We start from the raw sequence: 20,236 nt of genomic DNA on the forward strand, positions 1-20,236 counted from the left end.
TAAGTTCAGGGCTGCCCCAATGGAAGAAAATGAATAATGTATCCAATTTACAAGGTATTATTCAGGTAGCTGAATAATATAAATGCCCATATGAACAATAAACATACGGGCATTTCTTCTATAATTAATCAGATATTTGTCTTCCTTTTTTTTCTTATTTTACGAGCATTGAAGCTAGTTTTATTATGGTATGTAGTATCTCATGTTTAGCCCAAATCCGATAAAAAAGTCTATTGTTGGTCATCATTCAAAAAGAAGTCATTTCAAGGTAATTATAAAAAATAAACTGTATATCTTTGCTTCTGTATAAATATAGTATTAACCAAGCCATTATGTAGGAGTACATATAGGATATGGCTAAAACCACAAATTCTTACGTCTGATATACAGTCTATTACTCTGTAAAAGGGTTATCCTATAAAGATCAGCTCCTTTTCTTAAATTATCTTATAGCTTAATCTGCTAATAAAATTTCCATCATTTGAACTGCAGCCTTAGCAACAGATGTTCCAGGTCCGAAAATCGCAGCTACACCAGCTTTATAAAGGAAGTCATAGTCTTGCGCTGGAATAACTCCACCTGCAATAACAATGATATCTTCACGACCTAATTTCTTAAGCTCTTCCATAACCTGAGGTATAAGCGTTTTATGACCTGCAGCTAGAGAAGATACTCCAAGAACATTTACATCGTTTTCTACAGCTTGACGGGCAGCTTCTTCCGGTGTTTGGAACAGAGGTCCCATATCCACGTCAAAACCACAGTCAGCATAACCTGTTGCAACCACTTTTGCACCACGGTCGTGTCCGTCTTGTCCCATCTTTGCAATCATGATACGAGGCTGACGACCTTCTTTCTTTGCAAATTTTTCTACTAGTTCACAAGCTTCTTGGAACGTTGGATCTTTTTTAGTTTCTGATGAATACACGCCTGATATAGTTCTAATTATAGCTTTATAACGTCCTACTACTTCTTCACAAGCATCCGAAATTTCACCCAATGTTGCACGAAGACGAGCAGCTTCAACAGCTAGCTCTAACAAGTTACCTTTTTGAGTTTTGACACATTCGGTAATTGCAGCAAGAGCTTTTGCGACAGCAGCATTATCACGTTTTGATTTCAAATCATTCAAACGCTCAATTTGCTGACGACGTACTTCTGTATTATCAACATCAAGAATATCAATAGGATCTTCTTTCTCCAAACGATATTGGTTAACACCAATAATTGTTTGTTGTTTAGAGTCGATCTTAGCTTGAGTACGTGCAGAAGCTTCTTCGATACGCATCTTCGGAAGACCTGTTTCAATAGCTTTAGCCATACCTCCTAATTTCTCAACTTCCTGAATAAGATCCCATGCTTTATGAACCAATTCGTTAGTTAAGGTCTCAACATAGTAAGAACCTCCCCATGGATCGATTTCTTTACATATTTGAGTTTCTTCTTGTATATATATCTGAGTATTACGAGCAATACGGGCAGAGAAGTCAGTTGGCAACGCAATAGCCTCATCCAATGCATTGGTGTGAAGAGATTGTGTATGACCTAGTGCCGCAGCCATTGCTTCGATACAAGTACGACCAATATTATTAAATGGATCTTGTTCTGTTAGTGACCAACCCGAAGTTTGAGAGTGTGTACGAAGTGCCAAAGATTTTGGGTTTTTAGCACCAAAACTCTTAACAATCTTAGCCCACAATAAACGACCTGCACGCATCTTAGCAATTTCCATGAAGTGATTCATACCGATTGCCCAGAAGAACGACAGACGAGGTGCAAAAGCATCTACATCTATACCAGCATTGATACCAGCACGAAGATATTCCATACCATCAGCCAATGTATAAGCTAATTCGATATCCGCGGTAGCACCTGCTTCTTGCATGTGATATCCCGAAATAGATATAGAGTTAAACTTAGGCATCTTTTGAGATGTATATTCAAAAATATCAGCGATGATCTTCATTGAGAATGCAGGTGGATAAATATATGTATTACGCACCATGAATTCTTTCAAAATATCATTTTGAATAGTACCTGCCATTTCTTCTAACTTAGCACCTTGTTCCAATCCTGCATTGATATAAAATGCCAGAATAGGAAGAACAGCACCATTCATAGTCATAGATACTGACATCTGATTCAATGGAATACCATCAAACAAAACTTTCATATCTTCAACTGAACAGATCGAAACCCCTGCTTTACCAACATCACCTACTACACGGCTATGATCTGCATCATACCCACGGTGAGTAGCCAAGTCAAAAGCAACAGATAGACCTTTTTGTCCTGAAGCTAAGTTACGGCGATAGAATGCATTTGATTCACTCGCTGTGGAGAAACCTGCATATTGACGGATAGTCCATGGACGCATTGCGTACATACCCGAATATGGTCCGCGAACGAATGGAGGTAACCCTGAAGCATAGTTCAAGTGTTCCATTCCTTCCAGGTCTTCTTTCGTATAAACCGGTTTTACAGGAATAAGCTCCGGTGTAATCCAATCAGCTTCAGCATTCCTATTAGTTGCAGCCCATTCCGCAGCATTGGTTGCTGCAAAACCTGCATTCTTAATATCTATATTCTTAAAATTTGGTTTCATTATTTTCCTTCTTTAGCATTAATTGATTCCTAATACAGCGTTAAATTTCTTCAATGTTTCAAGAACATTGCTCTTAACGTTAACGAAGTTTTCAATGCCTATAGCTTTCAGGTCATCTGTACATGCAGGAGCTCCCGCAACCACAAATTGTTCTTTACCTTTTACTAAGTTATAAGCCTCAGGAGCCAGAGTTGCATATTCATCATCACTGGAACAAAGCACAATTATATCGGCTTTTTTCTCACGTGCAGCTTTTACACCCTCTTCTACTGTTTGGAATCCTAGATTATCAATGATTTTATAACCTGCGCAACCAAAGAAGTTACCGGAGAACTGAGAACGAGCCAAACGCATTGCAAGACTACCTATTGTAAGCATAAATACAACCGGAGTTCTTCCTGATTTCTCAGTAGCAAGACGAAGTTTTTCAAAGTCTGTAGCTAAACGAGTGCTTGGAAGAGGTTGGAATTGAGCCTTAGCACTATCTGTTGAGCAACCACAGCCAGAACCATCTTTTGTAATTTTCGTACCTGCTGTTTCTGTAAAATTAGGATATTGATTAGTTCCTAAAAGAATTTCACGGCGTGTAGCTAATGATTTGAAACGGTTATCAGAAGAAGCTTTTATTGCAGCTTGCACAGTTCCAGCTTTAAGAGCTTCATAGAAACCGTTCTCATCTATTTCTAGGAACAATTTCCATGCCTGATCAGCGATAGAAGCTGTAAGGTTTTCGATATAATATGAACCTGCAGAAGGATCACTGATTTTATCGAAGTGGCATTCTTCTTTTAATAATAACTGTTGATTACGAGCAATTCTTTCTGAGAAATTATCAGAATCTTTAAACGATTCATCAAAAGGTAGTACAGTTAGCGAATTTACTCCTGCAAGAGATGCCGACATTGCTTCTGTTTGAGAACGAAGCAAGTTTACGTGAGCATCAAAAACAGTCATATTGTATGTAGAAGTTTCTGCGTGTGTGTAAATTTTAGATGCACAACGACAAATACCATCTTCTGCTTTGTTAGGACATTCGTGATTACATGCAGGTTTGTATGCATCTACAATTTCAGCCCACAACCAACGTGCAGCTCTGAACTTTGCTATCTCCATGAAATAATTAGCACCAATACCAAAGTTAAATTTGATTTTCTTTGCAACTAATGCAGTGTCTAATCCAGCCTCAACTAACTTGCTTAAGATTTCATTTCCGTTTGCTAGAGCATATCCCAATTCTTGGTAAATATATGCTCCTGCATTATTAAGTTTGTTAGCATTTACATTCAAAACTCTGAAACGAGGTAATGCAGCAGCAACAGTTACTATTTCAGCAGCTTGTTTTACCCATTCAGCATTATCAACACCCTTTTTCAAAATAGTTTTGAATGGGTCGTAATTTACTGAACCGAAACATTTCAATAAATCTACATCTTTCGATTTTAGATTGTCAACCAAAATCTTTACTAATTCTAAAGATTTTCTGTGACAAGTTGAGAAGTTCAATTCAACAGCTTCCGGACAAATATCTTTCAATAGAGTTTTGATGTTTTCTTCATTCACATCATCACCCTTGATAATAAATCCAAGAGAAGTAATTCCTTTATTTAAAACCTCCAATGCTTTTGCATTAGCTGCTTTAAAATCAACAACAGTAATGTCTTGACGAACATACCAGTCGTTATCTTTTTTTGTACCTCTTACATAAGGGAACTCTCCGGGTAAAGCATCTGCTGTTTTAAGCCCTTCGATGTTTTCATTTCTGTAAAAAGGATTTACTTTAAAGCCCTCGTCTGTTTTCCAAACAAGTTTTTTTTCGAAATCAGCGCCTTTCAGATCAGCAGTGATTTTTGCCATCCACTCTTCTGTAGATATGGCTGGAAAATCTGTAAAAAGCTTTTCTTTTAAATTTGCCATGGTTATAAATAATGTTTTAGTATATAGTTTTATTCTATTGACAATGAACGGTTTTCGATATACAAAATCTATTAATACATAGATAAATACTTATGCTATCTGAAAGTGACTTACTTATATATCGAAAAAGACTCACAAAAGTAAAATATTTTGTTTGGTTTATAAAGTTTTTAGGGGGATAATTTGACTTAAACAATCGTTTTGAAAGATATCAAATATTATTTCGTTAAGAAACCATCACTTATTTGAAAGATATTTTAGATATCTGCCAAAAGCATCATTTATTATATTCTTTTTCAAATTCCAATATTCTAATTTTCCTTTATTTCTCCTTATTGAGAAATAAAGCATTGCCATTCTTAATTTAAGAATGTATACGCAGTACAAGATTTTAGTTTGTAATTTACCTTTCGTTTTCGAGAAAAAAAGAAATTTACTATACCAATGTTCACGATAAGACCATTTACCCAGTTCTTCATTTTTATTCTCTGCAGAACCTCCTTGTAAATGGATAATTTCGGCTGCCGGCACTGAAACTATTTTATAGTTAGCTTTCCGCAATCTATAACATAGCTCTACCTCCTCGAAATACATAAAAAAGTCTTTATCAAAGCCGCCAAATTCAAAAAAAACAGATTTTCGGATAAACAAATCCGCACCAACAATTACCTTGACTTCGTTGGGCCCGGTTGTATAATTAAAACCCGGATATCTTTTAATGTTAAATATTATTTTGTATTCGTACGTCAAAAAATCAATATCATAAAAGGAAGAGGCAGGAGTCATATCTCCTCTGTACATATTCCCTCCGCAAATACCTACTTGTGGATTTCCCTTGAGGTACTCATATAATAAAAATACTGCATTATTGATTAAAAGTGTATCAGGATTCAGGAAAAACAAGTACTCGCCTTTAGCAATAGAAGCACCTATATTATTGGCTCTGCCGAATCCATGATTTTCTTCTGAGAAGTGGAATCTGACAGCAGGGTATTTTTCGATAAGAGAAGAAACAGAACCTTTCTCTGAGTTATTGTCAACTACAATTATTTCATAATTAACATCCCTAGTATATTTATTTATTGATACAATACAATTTTCAAGAAATTTTTCCGTATTGTAATTTACAATAATTATACTGACTAAATCCTCTATCATTATTTATTTATCTATATTTTATGAATGGGCAAACTTAAGGCAAAGTTATATTAATTATCTTTTCCTTTTGCTCTCTAAAAACTGTAATTCTTATATTCTCTCCCTTATAAGATTTTACAATTTCACGCTCCATATCTGTCCAGTTATCAACATCTGCTCTATTATACTTAAGAATAACATCATTCTCTTTTAGCCCGAATCGCTCTAAAACAGAGTTCTCGTCTAACTTAACAATAAGGACACCTTTAATACCGTCCATTCCTGTAGCAGATCGTTCTCCTTCTGTAGTTAAGTTTTTAAACTTAGCATCCAACCAATCGTATGTTTCATCTGCATTCGCTAAATCATTTGAGATTTTGAAATCGGGAAAGTCCGGTATTTTAGCTATTTTCTTCAATTCATTATTCTGCACTCCGAATTTACTCATATCGAAGTTCTTAAAACCAACTCCCAAAGCCGGAGAATCATCTTTAACTCTATAATCTCCTATCGCAGGATTAATAAACATGGGATTACCTGCCTTTGAATGATTATCTGTTCCGTTTTCCTGAGCCGCTTTCAATGATGCTAAGTCAGGAAAGAAATTATAATCAATCTCATTACCCCAATCTTTTACGCGAATCGGTAAATAAGCCTTTGTAACAATATTATATTTAAAAGTATCCTTAGAGTTTTCAAACCACACATGGGGATGAAATGTGTTATTTACCATTATATTATTTTCAACTTTACGATGAAAGCCTTCTCTTAACTTAATCCCCCCATTGAGGCATAAATTATTATAAATATGATAATTTGACGACCCATCGTCTAAATCTATATCCCAACCATGATCACACCGCCAACGATTATTTCTTATAGTTGTGGTCTCAACAGCATCCCAGAGCACTGCCTGAGGATATTTTGCATTTAAAGAATCCATCATGACTCTATCTGCATACCAGAACCTATCGCGTCCCCATGAATTGAAAGATCCGTGATCGCCTGTTTCCAGCACCGTATTGAAAACATCATTCCATTCTATAATATGCCCTCCCCATGTACCTTCACTGATATTTATTCCGGAACGAGGCATATCATAAATACTATTATGACTTATTGTTATATTTTTGGACATCGAAACCTGCACACCTGCAACTTGCTTCTCAACTGTACCTATATTGTATATTAAGTTATTATCGACAACACACAAACTTGGATAATTATTATTGGCTGGACCTTTGATAGTATCTATTTTATCCCATGACATAAACTCGTTATACTCAAAATGAGGAGAACGAACCGCAGTAGGAGAGCCTACAAAACAAACACCACCTGCTCCAATATTAGTTATATGATTATTCTCAACCCTATCATTTCTATTATAATTTGAAAAAAAGATTGCATTACCACCTATCGAGTTTATAAAACAGTTTTCAACCAGACAATTTTCCGTACCTTCTAATTTTATAGCTCCACTACGATAAATAGTCCAATCACTTCTTAGAAGAGGTTCTTTAGTTTCCATAAAGGTACGCAAAGTTTGCCTCAATTCCAGATTCTTTATTTCGATATACTTTACAGGAGATTCTTCTGTACCTTGCAACATAAAAATACTCTCAAGTTGTGGTACTTCAATTAAAGCCGTCTTCAAATCCAAATCTTTAGGGGGATAAAAATATAATGTCTTATTTTCCTTATTATAATACCATTCATTCACTGAATCCAATTCCTCAAATATATTTTCAACCATCCGATAACTATCATGCATACCCATTTGTCGATTATTCTGAAAACCTCCTTCCAAAATCAAACTATCTGATTTATCTTTTCCCGTTATTAAGTATTGGTATCCTCCCCACTCGTGCTTATGCATGGCATGCACAAACCCTCCCGAGGGATTAGCCCACCTCTTTACCCTTTCTTGTGAAATGGCATCTTTAGAAAAGCCGTTAAAATGACGTACCTCTTTATTATAGTTAGGATATCTGGCCATGCATTGCTTCTCTCCATTAAGATATAATTGATCAAAAACCAACGACTCATCAATCTCGGCCTGCCAAATGCCATCCTTATATTCTTTCCAGTCTAAATCAGTCAAAGGCTTCGCAGTACTAATAACCGCATGTTCGTTGGAATAAGAACTAAAAACTATAGGACAATCTTTTGTTCCCGAAGTAGAAGCCGTTAAAAGTATAGGCTTTCTAATATAATGTATTCCCCCTCTCAAATAGATAGTAATTGCTTTTTTTCCTGCAAAGAAGGAAGCCTCTTTTGTAGCTTTTTCCAATGTTGCAAAAGGCTGCTCTTTTGTTCCGGGATTATTGTCATCACCCGAAATTGATACGTATAAAACCACTTTGGATCCCTGACATGCAGAAAATAAAATAGTAAGAGTTGTAACTAAAACCAAAAGTATTTTTTTCATAGTATATGACACTTAAAGGTATAATATTCAAAAATAAACATTTTACTCTAAAAATGGATTGATATATATAAAATTATCGCAAGTAATAGGAATTAAGAATCTGATCGGTAATTATTCTTTAAATACTGCTATAATTGTGAATTATACGAAGGCAAACCGCTTTGTTATCAAAGTAAAAAAAATTATCTTTGAGTAATTTTTGATTTATCAGATCTGTTTATTAAACTACTTATATGCTTCCTGAAGATAATATTATTGAAGACGAGACTAACGACCTAGATGAAAGTGTAACTTCTAATCAATCGGATGATGAGAATGAAACATCATCCCGTTCTGAGTACAAAATCCCGACAAAAGATGGTGAAAATCAGCTACACCTGTCAGGAATGTATCAAAACTGGTTTTTAGATTATGCCTCTTATGTAATATTGGAACGTGCTGTTCCCCATATAGCGGATGGACTAAAACCGGTACAACGCCGTATATTGCATTCTATGAAAAGGATGGATGACGGGCGTTACAATAAAGTAGCCAATGTAATAGGCCATACGATGCAATTTCACCCTCACGGGGATGCATCAATTGGTGATGCTTTGGTTCAACTCGGACAAAAAGACCTAATGGTTGATTGTCAGGGTAACTGGGGTAATATTTTAACAGGTGACGGAGCTGCTGCTCCTCGTTATATCGAGGCACGTTTATCTAAATTTGCGTTAGAAATAGCATTTAACAACAAAACGACCGAGTGGAAACCCTCATACGATGGGCGAAACAAAGAACCTATTACTCTACCCGTAAAATTCCCGTTATTATTAGCTCAAGGAGTTGAAGGTATTGCTGTTGGTTTAGCATCCAAAATATTACCTCACAATTTCAATGAATTATGTGATGCTTCTATTGCTTATCTGAGAGGTAAAGAATTCATTCTATATCCTGATTTTCAAACAGGAGGCTATATTGATGTAAGTCGCTATAATGATGGCGAAAGAGGAGGAGCAGTAAAGGTTAGAGCAAAAATCTCAAAGCTTGATAATAAAACACTAATTATTACAGATATTCCATATGGCAGAACTACGAGTTCCGTTGTAGAATCGATATTGAAAGCCAATGATAAAGGAAAAATAAAGATCCGTAAAGTTGATGACATTACAGCTCTTAATGTAGAAATACATATTCATTTGGCAGCAGGCGTATCATCAGATAAAACGATTGACGCATTATATGCCTTTACTGATTGCGAGATCAGTATTTCACCTAACTGTTGTGTTATTTCAGATAATAAGCCTCACTTCCTGACAGTAAGCAGCATTCTCCGTGATAATACGGACAACACGCTTAATCTGTTACGTTGGGAGCTTGAAATTCACAAAGGTGAACTCGAAGAAACACTACATTTCTCATCTCTTGAAAAAATATTCATAGAAGAACGTATATATAAAGACAAAGGTTTTGAGGATTCAGCCAATATAGATGCTGCAATAGAGCATATCAGCAAACGGTTGATTCCTTTCACGAAACTTTTTATTAGAGAAATTACACGGGAAGACATTCTCAAATTGATGGAAATCAAAATGGGACGTATCCTAAAATTCAACTCAGACAAAGCTGATGAATTAATCGCCAGATACAAATCGGAAATAGAAGAAATTGAGCGTAACCTGGCTGACATTGTGAATTACACTATTGATTGGTTTATAATGCTCAAAGAAAAATATGGCAAGAGCCACCCTCGTATGACGGAGATTCGTAACTTCGATACTATTGAGGCTTCAAAAGTGGTAGAAGCAAACGAAAAGCTATATATAAACCGTGAAGAAGGCTTTATAGGTACAGCGCTCAAAAAAGATGAGTTTATCTGTAACTGTTCTGACATTGACGATGTTATTCTTTTCTTTAAAGACGGTAAGTATAAAATCGTAAAAGTAAGTGATAAAATGTTTGTCGGTAAAAACCTATTGTATTTGGACGTTTTCAAGAAGAATGATAAGCGTACCATATACAATGCGATATACAAACAAGGAAAAGTAGGACCGCATTATATAAAACGTTTTGCCGTAACAGGAGTTACCAGAGACAAAGAATATGATGTTACCATGGGGGACGAAGGGTCACGTATTGTTTATTTCAGTGCCAATCCGAATGGTGAAGCAGAGACTGTACGTATTCTATTAAAACCTAAAGCCAGACAAAAGGTACAATTATTTGAAAAAGACTTTAGTCAGATAGCTATCAAAGGTCGTCAGTCGATGGGTAACCTTTTAACAAAAGCCGAAGTACATAAGATTACCTTGAAACAAAAAGGTAAATCGACTTTAGGTGGACGAAAAGTATGGTTCGATCCGGATGTTTTACGCCTCAATTATGATGAGAGAGGAAATTATCTGGGAGAATTCCAAAGCGAAGAACAAATTCTTGTAGTGAAAGAGAATGGTGATTTTTATACTACCAATTTCGATCTAAGTAATCACTATGAAAGTGGCATTCTTAAGATCGAGAAATTTGATGAAAGTAAGGTTTGGACGGCTGTTTTATTTGATGCCGACCAAGAATACATATATTTGAAACGATTCTCTTTCGAAGGTTCAACTAAAGTTCAGAATTTCTTAGGAGATAACAACGCTTCCAAACTATATTTGCTTACTGATATTACTTACCCTCGGATAGAGGTTGTATTTGGAGGTAATGACAGCTACAGAGGTACATTAATTATTGATGCCGAAGAGTTCATTTCCGAAAAGAGTTTTAAAGCTAAAGGTAAACGTGTTTCTACTTATGAGATAAGTAAAGTAAGAGAACTTGAACCAACACGATTCCCTGAGAAAAAAGAGGTTGAAGAAGAGGATACTTCTTTTGCCGTAGATATTGATGACGAAGATACATTAGATGAGCTAGCGGGACAGAAGAAGATTGATTTTGAATAAAAATAAAATTCATCAACATGAGTATATATCGAATTCTATTAAGCCTTTGTATGGCGTATTGCTTATTCAGTACTAACTCATTGTATGCCCAAACCAACGAAAAGATAAAGTCGACAAACAATGCTACCCTTATCGGAATAGGAAGTAGCAATTTGTACGACACCTATCTGTCACCCCTCAAATATACAGGTACATCTTTTCGTTTAATGAATGAACGGATGAAAAAGACATCATGGTTCAACAATAAATTCACGAAACAACAGCTCATAGACCTTGAGGTTACTACGACTAAAAACCCGATAGGAAATGCTGATCAATTCTCAGTATTATTGGGCTATAGTCTTGGGGGGCACTATAGTCTCATTAAGACCGATAAATTCAGATTTTCGGCGGGTGGTTTATGGAATGCCAGCGGAGGTGTTCTTTATAACCAACGAAATTCCAATAATCCGGCTTCTGCCAGAGCATATAGTAATATACAACTGTCCGCTATCGCTTTTTATAGTTGGAAAAACATTACTTTCCGAGGACAACTAGACGCTCCGGTGATGGGTATTTTATTCTCGCCTCATTACGGACAATCGTATTACGAAATTTCTTTAGGTAACAGTGTTGATGTAGTTAATTTTGCATCATTACACAATCAACGAGCCTTAAGAACATACTTTACGGCAGATATACCTGTTTCTAAAGTCACATTGCGTGTGGGCTATTTAGGTTCATTCTACCAAACAGAGATTCATAATTTGCAGACCCATAACTATTCTAATAGTATTGTTATAGGTTTAGTTTCCGAATCGGTAAATCTAAGTGGGAATAAGATTAAAGCAAATAAGATTATAGACAGTAGCTTTTATTGAGCATTCTTATTTTGTCAATGATAAAAAAACAGCTTTAACAATTCTCTTAAGTCTGAATACTGAAATTACCAGATAATACTAAAAATTATTAGAGATGAAGAATTTTAGTGATTATGTTGCTGTTTACAAGGAACAATTACAAAAAGAAGATATTCAAAAAGCTTACGAAGGATTGGTAAAATATGTAATGGTTTTGAAGTCTCATTTCTCAAAAGAATTATCTGATAAATTTCTCTTTGGGAATATTTCTCCCGGTTATATGGATTTTACCTATTTTCCTTTCTTTAATAACTTTCTAAGAGAGCAAAAGTTAAGGTTTGGAATTGTACTAAATCATAAAAAAGTTAGATTCGAACTTTGGTTAATGGGACAAAATATAGAAATTCAAAGAAACTATTGGAATTTATTAAAAACAAGCCAATGGAATAAAGGTCAAATAGCCATGCCCAAATATTCAGTTCTCGAAGTAATATTAGTTGAAAACCCCGACTTTAACGAGCTCGATATCTTGACTTCAAAAATTGAACAAGAAGCAATTATTCTTGTTCATGAGATAATAGACTATATAAAACATTCCAGCACATTCAAATGAACTTTCTCAAATTAAAAGATAATATTTCAGATTCCTATAACAAAGTATCTAGCTTCATCGGGAATAATCAACGATATCAGTTCGGGTTATTTATTGTTGTTCTAGTTCTATTATCAATAGCAATGATGGCTTGGTATTTCCCTGACGAAACAGTTACGGCAGGAGGTACCGATCTGATGTTTCATGCGAATAGATTTTATGCGATTATTCAGTCTATTGAATTTGGAACATTCCCATTTTACATCAATGCACACACTTTAAACGAATACGGGTATGCAGCAAATCTGTTTTATCCCGATTTTATGCTTATACCCTTTGCCTTTTTTATTCCTCTCATAGGGTTGGCATCATCTTATAAGCTTATTATATTTACCCATACAATTCTTTGTGGAATCTTGTCCTACTGGTGTATGCGAAAGGTAACAAAGGATAATGCAATGGCTTTTCTCTTTTCTCTTCTATACACCTTTGCATTATATCGAATTATCGACTTTTCATACAGAGGGGCATTAGGCGAATTTATCTCATTTACTTTTCTACCTATTATCTTCTGGGGATTGTATGAAATTCTATACGGAGACTTTAAAAGAAAATGGTACATTATAGCTATCGGCTTCACATGCCTTATATATACCCACCTGTTATCAGCTTTTCTTATATTCTTGGTGGTATGTATCACTTTATTGATCTGCTATAAAAGAATCATAAAAACACCTGCCAGATTAATTTACTTAGGTATAGCGGGATTTGTTTCTCTTCTACTTTCTTTATTCTTTCTGCTCTCTATGTTTGAGCAGTTAGCTGACAATTCGTTTTACTTCCAAACACATCCGCTAGCCACAGAAATAGGTCCACAGTCTTTTGCTGTACGCCGTATTTTATGGGGTATGTTTAGCGGACTAACTGACCAGAAATTAAGAATCGAGAGTATTGGAATATTATTAATTATACCTCTTCTATTTCGCATCGGGATCAAAGGAAAGCATCCTTTCCTTAAGTTTGCCGATATATCCATGATCTGTGGATTCATTCTTATTTTTGCAGTTTCAGATCAATTTCCTTGGTATACATTCCCTTTCAACAAATTGGCTATTCTACAATTTCCATTCAGGCTTTTACAACCTGCAAGTTTCTTGTTAGCTTGCTCAGGAGCAATTTATATGACTATCATTGGTCGGCAAACAAATCGAACTTTATTATTTATATGCTTAATTATTGGTGGCGTAACCTTATCTCTAAAGACTTCAGGAGGAGTTTATCAAGGTTATAACATATACAATATAAGTAATACTGAAGATTATAATCTGGATGATTTAGAAATCGTAGGTGCAGAATATCTACCTAGTTCAATACCCTCAATAGAAACCGAAGATATAAGATATAGAATAGAATTTATCTTAGATAGAGGACAGACAATTAATGTTAAAGATACTATCAATAGTACAATTACGAATATCAATAGAGTAAAATCCAAATTGAGTTTCGACATTAAACTAAATGAACCCGAAAAGGTAACACTTCCCCTACTCTATTATAAAGGTTATAAAGCAACTTTAGATGGAAAAGAGCTAGAGATTAAACAAGGTGAAGAAGGGCTACTTGAAGTAGCAATACCAGCATCAGGAAAAATAGAGGTGTGGTATAACGGAACTTCTCTACAACGCATTGCTCTTATTCTATCAATAGTTTCTCTATTAAGCTTACTTATATATTTATATATAATCGGAACCAGCAAACGAAAAGATAAAAACACAATAAATTAAAGATAAAATGGCAGAATTAAAGATCGTTGCAACTATTACTGTTAAATCAGATAATAAAGAAGAAGTATTAGTCGCTCTACAAAATGTAGTAAATGCTACTCGAAAAGAAGAAGGAAATGTTTCGTATGATTTACACCAAAATATTACAAACCCTTTGGAATATACGATTCTTGAAGTGTGGAAATCGCAGGAAGCTATCGACCTTCACAATGCCAGCACTCATTTTGATGAATTCAAGAAAGCCATAGGTGGAAAAATAGAAGGACTCAAAGTAGACATTATCAAACAAATATACTAAACTATGTTTCGAGAAATAAGACGACAAAACCGTATATTAGAAGGAGATCGGATTACGGAACTACTTAACACTTCCGAATTTGGATTCTTATCATTAGGCACATCCGAAAATGGCTATGCCTATGGTATACCAATCAGTTATGCTTACGAAGAAGAAACTAATTCTTTATTCTTTCATTGTGCTCTTGAAGGACAGAAACTCGATGAAATAAAAAAGAACAATAAGGTTTCATTTTGCGTAGTCGGAAAGACAAACCCCATAGCTGATGAGTTTACTACGCTTTACGAAAGTGTTATAGCCTTTGGTGATGCTCATATAGATTTATCGGATGATGAAAAAAGAAAAGCTCTACGTCTTCTGGTAAAGAAATATTCCGCAGGTTTTGAGGAAATTGCAGAAAAGTACATGGATAAGTCATGGAACAGAACAGCTGTATTCAAGATAGAAATCAAGCATATCACTGCTAAAGCAAAATATTAATCCGAAATTATAATCAATCCTTTTGGTGAAACCACAATTGTATTATCTTTGTAATATCATCATTTTAATAGATATATGATATCTAACATTCTTATTACTCTTCTTTTCGTTTTCTTCAATGGTTTTTTTGTGGCTGCCGAATTTGCGATAGTCAAAGTAAGAAGCTCACAATTAGAACTTAAAGCACAAGAAGGCAATCGCTTTGCGATTCTTTCAAAACATATAGTCAGCCATCTGGATGCATATTTGGCAGCTACACAATTAGGTATAACATTGTCCAGTCTTGCATTAGGTTGGATAGGTGAACCTGTAGTTTCCAAAATGATAATGAGCTTTATGGAATTGGTCGGCATAAATGTAAGCCCCGAACTGGCACACAGCATAGCATTACCGGTAGCTTTCCTTATCATCACAATTCTTCACATTGTATTTGGAGAACTGGCTCCTAAATCGTTGGCTATACTAAGACCTGAGCAAACAACTTTGTTTATCTCATATCCACTACAAGGCTTTTACTGGATCTGTCGCCCATTTATTTGGCTATTAAACGGATTTGCAAACCTGATACTTAAAATGTTCGGACTACATACTGCCTCAGAAGCCGAATCGTATAGTAGCGACGAACTAAAATATTTGGTAGATCAGGTACGTGAAAGCGGTCATATAGAGGATTCTAATTATGATATCATAAGGAATGCCTTTGATTTTTCTGAGCGTACAGCCCGTCAAGTAATGGTTCCCCGTACACAAGTTTTAGCAATTGATGTTAATGACTATGATGCCGAGACTTTAGAAACTGTTATTGAAGATGGTTTTTCACGTATACCTTGTTACGAAGACAGTATCGATAATATTATAGGGATAGTTCACCTCAAAGATATTCTTAAGAAGATGCGTCAAAACGGAGAAGTTGATATTCGTCCCATTGTGAGACCGGTATCTTTTGTTCCTGAGACTAAACGCATCGGACAAATACTAAAGGAATTCCAAATTAAGCACCAGCAAATCGCTATGGTGTTGAACGAATATGGAGGTATCGAAGGTATCATCACGATGGAGGATATTCTTGAAGAACTAGTAGGTGAGATACAAGACGAATATGACAACGAAATTCCATTTGTTGAAAAAATATCTGATAATATTTACTCAGTAATAGCTACCGCTGCTATAAGTGATATAAACAATCAGTTACCCCACTCTATCGATAAAGCTAAACAATACGATACCCTTGCCGGATATTTAATTGACAAGTTTGGCAGAATCCCCAATACTCACGACAAACTCGAAGCAGAAGGATACGAATTTTCTGTTTTAAAGAAAAACAAGACTTCAATAGTCCTTGTTCAATTAGTTGATTTAGAAAGTCAACAAGAAGATTCTACGTCTAACAAATAATGAAAATTCTGAATACTCAGAGAAATTAAGAATGAAATTTGAACTTCAACATACCGATGTTCAATCTAAAGCTCGTGCAGGGTTAATTACCACCGATCACGGACAGATTGAAACTCCTATTTTTATGCCCGTAGGCACACAAGGTGCAGTGAAAGCAGTACATATGCCCGAACTCGAAAATGATATTAAAGCACAAATCATATTGGGCAATACATATCATCTATACCTACGTCCGGGATTAGAAATATTAGAGCAAGCAGGCGGATTACATAAATTTAATAGTTGGAATAAACCGATTCTTACAGATAGTGGAGGTTTTCAGGTATTCTCCTTAGCCCATAATCGCAAATTAACAGAAGAAGGAGCAATCTTTCGTTCTCATATAGATGGCTCTAAGCACATGTTTACACCTGAAAGGGTTATGGACATAGAAAGAACCATAGGAGCTGATATTATGATGGCTTTTGACGAGTGTACACCCGGAGATGCAGAATATAGCTACGCAAAGAAATCTTTAGACCTTACGGAAAGATGGCTCGATCGATGCATAACAAGATTTAATGAAACAGAATGTACTTACGGCTATAAACAAGCTTTATTCCCGATTGTACAAGGTTGCGTTTATCCTGACCTAAGAAGACGTGCTGCCGAGAATGTAGCATCTAAAGGGGCAGAAGGTAATGCCATAGGTGGTCTGGCAGTAGGAGAACCTACTGAGAAGATGTACGAAATGATTGAGATTGTCAACGAAATTTTACCGCAAGACAAACCTCGTTATTTGATGGGAGTTGGTACTCCTGTCAACCTTTTGGAAGCCATAGAACGTGGAGTAGATATGTTTGACTGTATTATGCCAACTAGAAATGGACGTAACGGTCAAATTTTCACCCGTCATGGTATTATGAATATGAAAAACAAGAGATGGGCTAACGACTTTTCGCCAATAGACCCCGAAGGTGCTTCATTCGTAGATACACTGTACAGCAAAGCATATCTAAGACATTTATTTATTGTTAACGAAATTCTTGCTCTACAAATCGCATCTATACATAACTTAGCTTTCTATTTATGGTTGGTTAAAGAGGCTCGCAAACACATTATTGCAGGTGACTTTACCAGTTGGAAAGCTTCCATAATAGAAGACGTTACACGACGATTATAACACTTTGAGTTAATGCTTACGATATTAGACAGATATATTATTAAAAACTTCTTGGGGACTTATGTATTCTCCATTGTACTTATCATATCTATTGCCGTAGTATTTGACTTTAACGAACAACTTGATAAATTTCTAAAAAACGATGCACCTGTAAAAGCGATAATATTCAGTTATTATCTGAATTTTATACCCTACTATATAAATCTATTTAGTGCATTATTCGTTTTTATCTCCGTTATATTCTTCACCTCCAAACTTGCTGATAATTCAGAGATAATAGCAATGCTGGCCTCAGGGATGAGTTTTAAAAGACTAATGAAACCTTACCTTATATCAGCAGGTGTTATTGCCCTTATAAGCTTTGCTCTTAGCAGTTTTATTATCCCTCCGGCGAATGTGGTGCGGATAAACTTCATGAATAAATACATCAAGAATAAAGCGGTTACTTATGCTGAGCGCATCCAAATTCAAATAGAACCGGGAGTCATAGCTTATTTCAACAGATACGACAATAATGATAAAATGGGATTCTATTTTTCATTAGATAAATTCGAAGGTAAAGAGTTGGCTTCACGTCTTACAGCTAATCGTATTCAATACGATTCATTATATCACTGGACTATTTATGATTACTCTATTCGTGAATTTGATGGAATGAGAGAACATATTACAACAGGTAGTAAAATAGACACAACATTAACTATTGTACCTAGCGATTTTCTTATCTCCAGCAATGATTTTGAGCAAATGACTACGCCTGCCCTACACAAACACATTCAACGTCAAAAAGACAGAGGAATCGGCAACATACAAGCATTCGAGATAGAATATCACAAAAGATTCGCTTCTATAGCTTCGGCATTCATATTAACCATTATTGGTGCTTCACTATCATCACGAAAAGTAAAAGGAGGTATGGGCTTAAATATTGGGATAGGACTTCTTCTCAGTGTATCATACATTCTATTCTTAACTCTAAGTTCTACTTTTGCCGTATCAGGAGCTGTTAGCCCTTTAATCGCAGCTTGGATACCTAATGTTATATTTGTAGGCATAGCAGCATACTTGTATAACAGAGCTCCTAATTAAAAAGACATTCCTTTTTAGAATTTGATCTGTCTTTCCTAAATAGATAGAAAAAGAAACCTTCCTATAAATCTTATTTAATAGTTAAAGAATCAACCTTATTAACGGTTGTACTATCTTTTGGAGTTTCGATATTCTTCAACACAATATTGTAAAGTAAGACTTTTTTATCAATTGAATTTCGAGCATCTATATGGATATATCCCGAAATATTTTTCAGAGGAAGAGTATCACCTAATACCTTAAATTGAGCATCTTTATTTAAAGACTGATATTTAGTGATAGTAGTATCCCTATATTCAAATATAACCTCTAATTCGGCTTTCATTTGCTCTTGAAGACCCAGTGTATTAAATTCTAATGAGAAGTTAGGATAATTATAAATCCGAACAGAATCTATCTCGAAAGTTAGTGTTGGCACATAGCCTGATAAATAATAGAAAGATGGTAGGATTGAATTATTTACATTTGAAGCACCTAAATCGCGAGAAAATATTTTACTTAGATGTTCTACTTCTTTTTTCAATGACGAAATAACGGAGTCATTTACTTTCATATAAATCTCCGCATTATCCGCATACCAAACCAATGAAGAGTCTAATTCAGCCTGGGTTATGCCATGCTTATCAAGAATACCTTGTATAAGGGCATCCTTTTGTTCTTTGTCTCTGAAATCATTATATTTAGTTTGATAAATAGCTTCAGCTAATTGAATATCATGGAGCACCTCAACCATTTTATCACGAGACAATGCATCTTTACCATCCCGGCAAGAGATTACGCTTGCAGAACCAATAAGAAAAGACAATAAATAACATGTCAGCTTACATTTTCTCATGCTGCATCTTCTGGTTTTTGCATTGTTTCCAGCAATGTTTTACGGTAAAAGATTAATAACAATACAATACCGACTGTTATTGCTGAGTCTGCTAAATTAAATATCGGACGGAAAAATATGAAATCCTCTCCACCCCATACAGGTACCCATTGAGGGAATACACCTTGTATCAGAGGAAAGTAAAACATATCTACAACTTTACCATGCAACATGCTAGAATATCCTTCTCCAAAAGGAACTAATGATGCTACATGACCGGGATAACTAGCTGTAAATATCTCACCATAAAATACACTGTCTATAATATTACCTAAAGCTCCGGCTAATATTAATGCAATACAAGCAATATAACCATTAGCGTAATTCTTCTTCACCAAAAGATAAAGATAATATCCTATAAAACAAACAGCTACAATACGGAATAAGGACAAAAACAATTTACCGATGACTTCAATGCCAAACGCCATACCATTATTTTCGACAAAATATATTTTAAACCAACTGGCAATTTCGATACTTTCATAGAGAGCCATATTCGTTTTCACCCAAACTTTGAGAACCTGATCTGCTATTATAACGAGTAAAACAACTAAGATGGCTGTGAGCCCTTTTGGAAATTTATGCATAATGTTTATATAAGTACAGAAAAATTATCTATTTTAAATAGCTAATCTTAATAAAAGTATACTAAAGATAATTATAAAAATGAGAAGAAAAAGCAGTAAAACTATAAAATAGCCTTACTACTTTTCCTATA

General features: G+C 35.2%; 15 protein-coding genes. 9 read left to right on the forward strand and 6 right to left on the reverse strand.

Translation table 11 applies throughout. The annotated features are described in order from the left end of the window. Positions 1-454: 454 nt before the first annotated feature. The 4 genes from scpA to CLV62_RS12030 all read right to left on the reverse strand — a co-directional run bounded on the left by scpA (position 455) and on the right by CLV62_RS12030 (position 8,084). Positions 455-2,605 (reverse strand): methylmalonyl-CoA mutase, encoded by a 2,151-nt coding sequence (gene scpA, locus CLV62_RS12015; protein ID WP_110311033.1) that lies wholly within the window; start codon positions 2,603-2,605, stop codon positions 455-457. An 18-nt stretch (positions 2,606-2,623) separates the two neighbouring features. After that, positions 2,624-4,519 carry a methylmalonyl-CoA mutase small subunit gene (gene mutA / locus CLV62_RS12020; protein WP_110311034.1) on the reverse strand — a complete coding sequence of 632 codons (1,896 nt, stop codon included), beginning with the start codon at positions 4,517-4,519 and terminating at the stop codon, positions 2,624-2,626. A 237-nt stretch (positions 4,520-4,756) separates the two neighbouring features. Beyond that, entirely contained in the window at positions 4,757-5,677 is a 921-nt protein-coding gene (locus tag CLV62_RS12025; protein WP_110311035.1) for a glycosyltransferase family 2 protein, read from the reverse strand. 34 nt (positions 5,678-5,711) lie between these two features. After that, entirely contained in the window at positions 5,712-8,084 is a 2,373-nt protein-coding gene (locus tag CLV62_RS12030) for a PDZ domain-containing protein (RefSeq protein WP_110311036.1), read from the reverse strand. Between the two features lie 233 nt (positions 8,085-8,317). On the opposite strand from CLV62_RS12030, the gene CLV62_RS12035 reads away from it, so the two are divergent. The 9 genes from CLV62_RS12035 (at position 8,318) to CLV62_RS12075 (ending at position 18,644) form a co-directional block, all read left to right on the forward strand. After that, positions 8,318-11,005, forward strand: coding sequence for a DNA gyrase/topoisomerase IV subunit A (locus CLV62_RS12035; RefSeq protein ID WP_110311037.1), 2,688 nt, complete (start codon positions 8,318-8,320; stop codon positions 11,003-11,005). Positions 11,006-11,022: 17 nt separating this feature from the next. Continuing rightward, complete coding sequence (locus CLV62_RS12040; RefSeq protein ID WP_110311038.1) at positions 11,023-11,865, forward strand: DUF3316 domain-containing protein; 843 nt, start codon at positions 11,023-11,025, stop codon at positions 11,863-11,865. Between the two features lie 94 nt (positions 11,866-11,959). Beyond that, entirely contained in the window at positions 11,960-12,457 is a 498-nt protein-coding gene (locus CLV62_RS12045; RefSeq protein WP_110311039.1) for a DUF7000 family protein, read from the forward strand. Continuing rightward, complete coding sequence (locus CLV62_RS12050) at positions 12,454-14,220, forward strand: glycosyltransferase family protein (protein ID WP_110311040.1); 1,767 nt, start codon at positions 12,454-12,456, stop codon at positions 14,218-14,220. The genes CLV62_RS12045 and CLV62_RS12050 overlap by 4 nt, the downstream gene beginning before the upstream one ends. Before the next feature lie 7 nt (positions 14,221-14,227). After that, complete coding sequence (locus CLV62_RS12055) at positions 14,228-14,518, forward strand: putative quinol monooxygenase (protein ID WP_110311041.1); 291 nt, start codon at positions 14,228-14,230, stop codon at positions 14,516-14,518. A gap of 3 nt (positions 14,519-14,521) precedes the next feature. Continuing rightward, complete coding sequence (locus CLV62_RS12060; protein WP_110311042.1) at positions 14,522-14,998, forward strand: pyridoxamine 5'-phosphate oxidase family protein; 477 nt, start codon at positions 14,522-14,524, stop codon at positions 14,996-14,998. A gap of 75 nt (positions 14,999-15,073) precedes the next feature. Further along, positions 15,074-16,393, forward strand: a complete 1,320-nt coding sequence (locus tag CLV62_RS12065; RefSeq protein ID WP_110311043.1) for a hemolysin family protein — start codon at positions 15,074-15,076, stop codon at positions 16,391-16,393. Positions 16,394-16,424: 31 nt separating this feature from the next. After that, entirely contained in the window at positions 16,425-17,555 is a 1,131-nt protein-coding gene (gene tgt, locus CLV62_RS12070) for a tRNA guanosine(34) transglycosylase Tgt (RefSeq protein ID WP_110311044.1), read from the forward strand. Between the two features lie 12 nt (positions 17,556-17,567). Next, positions 17,568-18,644: an LptF/LptG family permease gene (locus tag CLV62_RS12075; protein ID WP_110311045.1), complete on the forward strand. Its 1,077-nt coding sequence runs from the start codon at positions 17,568-17,570 to the stop codon at positions 18,642-18,644. Between the two features lie 70 nt (positions 18,645-18,714). Here the strand turns inward: CLV62_RS12075 and CLV62_RS12080 are convergent, their stop codons facing one another. Further along, positions 18,715-19,479: a DUF4296 domain-containing protein gene (locus CLV62_RS12080; protein WP_110311046.1), complete on the reverse strand. Its 765-nt coding sequence runs from the start codon at positions 19,477-19,479 to the stop codon at positions 18,715-18,717. After that, on the reverse strand, positions 19,476-20,105 hold the full coding sequence (locus CLV62_RS12085) for a lipoprotein signal peptidase (protein WP_110311047.1): 630 nt from the start codon (positions 20,103-20,105) through the stop codon (positions 19,476-19,478). Before CLV62_RS12085 ends, CLV62_RS12080 begins: the two co-directional genes overlap by 4 nt. Between the last annotated feature and the right edge of the window lie 131 nt (positions 20,106-20,236).

Source organism: Indolivaga alginatilytica (assembly GCF_003201355.1).
GTDB classification, from domain to species: Bacteria; Bacteroidota; Bacteroidia; order Bacteroidales; family Dysgonomonadaceae; genus Dysgonomonas_A; species Dysgonomonas_A alginatilytica.